The following is a 2,291-nucleotide window of genomic DNA, read 5'->3' on the forward strand; positions in this document are numbered from 1 at the left end:
CCTCTTCTCGGGTTCACCGAGTCCCCCGCCGCGGCCCCCACCATCGACGAGGTCGTCTCGGTGCGCCGTCGTCACATCGCCCGCTCCCAGCGCAACTACTACCGCGCCCCGATGAACCTCGTGCGGGGGCGGGACGTGTGGTTCCACGACGAGGACGGCCTGGCCTATCTGGACTCGCTGAACAACGTCACCCACGTCGGTCACGCCGAGCCACGGGTGACGGCCGCCGCCACCCGGCAGATGCGCAAGCTCAACACCAACAGCCGTTTCGTCTACCCGCAGATCGCCAGTTACGTGCAGAAGCTGGTGGCCACGCTGCCCGACCCGCTCGAGGTCGTCTTCCTCGTGTGCAGCGGCAGCGAGGCGAACGACCTGGCGCTGCGGATCGCCCGCCAGGTGACAGGTCGCCGGCACATCGTCAACATCGACGGCGCGTACCACGGAAACACCGGCGTGGTGACCGGGATCAGCCCGAACCGCTACAAGGGCCCCGGCGGCGCCGGTGCGCCCGCGACCACCCACGAGGTCGTCATCCCGGACCGCTATCGCAGTACTTACGGGTACGACGACGCGGACGCCGGAGTCAAGTACGCGCGCGACGCCGCCGCTGTCATCGAGCGGATCACGGCCGACGGTCGGCCCCCGGCCGCCTTCATCGCCGAGTCCCTGATGGGATCGGGCGGGAACATCGTGTTTCCCGACGGCTACCTCGACGGCGTGTTCACCGCTGCCAGGCGGGCGGGCGCCCTGTGCGTCTCCGACGAGGTCCAGGTCGGCGTCGGACGACTCGGGCCCTGGTGGGGGTTCGAGCTCCAGGGGGTGGTCCCGGACATCGTCACGATGGGCAAGCCGCTCGGGAACGGGCACCCGCTCGCGGCGGTGGTCACGACCCGGGAGATCGCCGACGCCTTCGACACGGGAATGAAGTACTTCAACACCTTCGGCGGCAACCCGGTCTCCTGCGCGATCGGCGAGGCCGTGCTCGACATCGTCGAACAGGACGGGCTGAGGGAGAACGCCGTGAGCGTGGGCGGGTACTTCGCCCAGTCGCTGCGCGAACTCCAGCAGCGCCAACCGCTCATCGGTGACGTACGGGCGGAAGGGCTCTACCTCGGCGTCGAACTGGTCCGCAACCACACCACCAAGATGCCGGCCACCGAGCAGGCCTTCATGGTCACCGAGCTCATGAAGGAGCGAGGCGTCATCGTCTTCCCCAATGGCGTGCACGACAACGTACTGAAGATCAAACCGCCCATGACCTTCCGCCGCGAGCACGTGGATCTCTACGTCGACGCGCTGGACGAGGTCCTGTCCCTGCCCGAGCTGCGCTCGGCCGTCCAGTCCTGAGCAGGGCAACCGACCGCATCGACGGTGTTGCGCCTCGCGGGGCCGCCCGTAGGAAAACGGGTTCGGCCCCGCGAGGGTGGGGTCATACGCGGTCGGCGGCGATCAGGACGTACTGGAAGGAGCCGTCCCGGTAGGACTCGATGAACGCCTCCTCGATGCCCGTGACCAGCGAGGACGTGGCCCGCAGCTCCCAGTAGGGCAGCGTCTCCGGGGTGAGGTCGATGATCGTTTGCGGTACCAGCCGGTTGTCGGCCATGGCGCGCAGGTACTCACGGCGGGAGTGGATGTTGCACTCGAAGTGGGCGTTGATCTGCGAGACCCACTTCGACGGCTGACCGTAACGCGGGTTCCAGCAGCCGGTGATGGTGACGTACCGCCCGCCCGGCCTCAGGATGCGGGAGTGCTCGGCGAACAGGTCGTGGAGGTCGACGTACATGGTCGACTCGTTGTTCCACGAGGCCGCGATGCTGCCCTTCTCGAACGGCGTGTCCAGCATGTTGCACACGCGGGAACGGACGTGGTCCTCGATACGCAGTTCCCGTGCACGCCTGTTGCCGAATTCGGCCTGGGTGGCCGAGAGCGTGACGCCCTCGACCTTGCTGCCGAACCGACGGTGAGCCATGACCATGGACCCGCCGCGCCCGCAGCCGGCGTCCACCAGGGTGTCGTCGGGACCGACGGTGCCGAGGTGGTCCATGAGGAACTCGGCCTGGGCCGACTCCAGCCGGTGCAGCTCCGCGATGAGCTTCTTCTCGTACTCGCTGTGCGCCGGGTCGCCGAGCGCGGCGTGGTCGACGGCGCCGATGCCGTAGTGGTGGTGGTAAAGGCCGTCCACGTCACCGAGCCGGAGGTTGACGGGGCGTGCCTCGTTGTTCCAGTAGCGGGCGATGTCCTCCTGGTACGGGGTCGCCGGGGCCGGGATCTTCGCGGTGGCGGTGGCGGTG

General features: G+C 68.3%; 2 protein-coding genes. One reads left to right on the plus strand and one right to left on the minus strand.

Annotation, left to right across the window (positions count from 1 at the left end; translation table 11 throughout):
• Positions 1-1,347 (plus strand): aminotransferase class III-fold pyridoxal phosphate-dependent enzyme (locus GWK25_RS43005; RefSeq protein WP_215458162.1); only part of this gene is annotated, 1,347 nt, incomplete at its 5' end.
• 82 nt (positions 1,348-1,429) lie between these two features.
• Here GWK25_RS43005 and GWK25_RS43010 read toward each other — a convergent pair.
• On the minus strand, positions 1,430-2,291 hold an 862-nt coding region (locus GWK25_RS43010), incomplete at its 5' end, for a geranyl diphosphate 2-C-methyltransferase (RefSeq protein WP_215458166.1).

The sequence above is a fragment of the Streptomyces sp. ATCC 21386 genome, assembly GCF_018728545.1.
Lineage (GTDB): Bacteria > Actinomycetota > Actinomycetes > Streptomycetales > Streptomycetaceae > Streptomyces.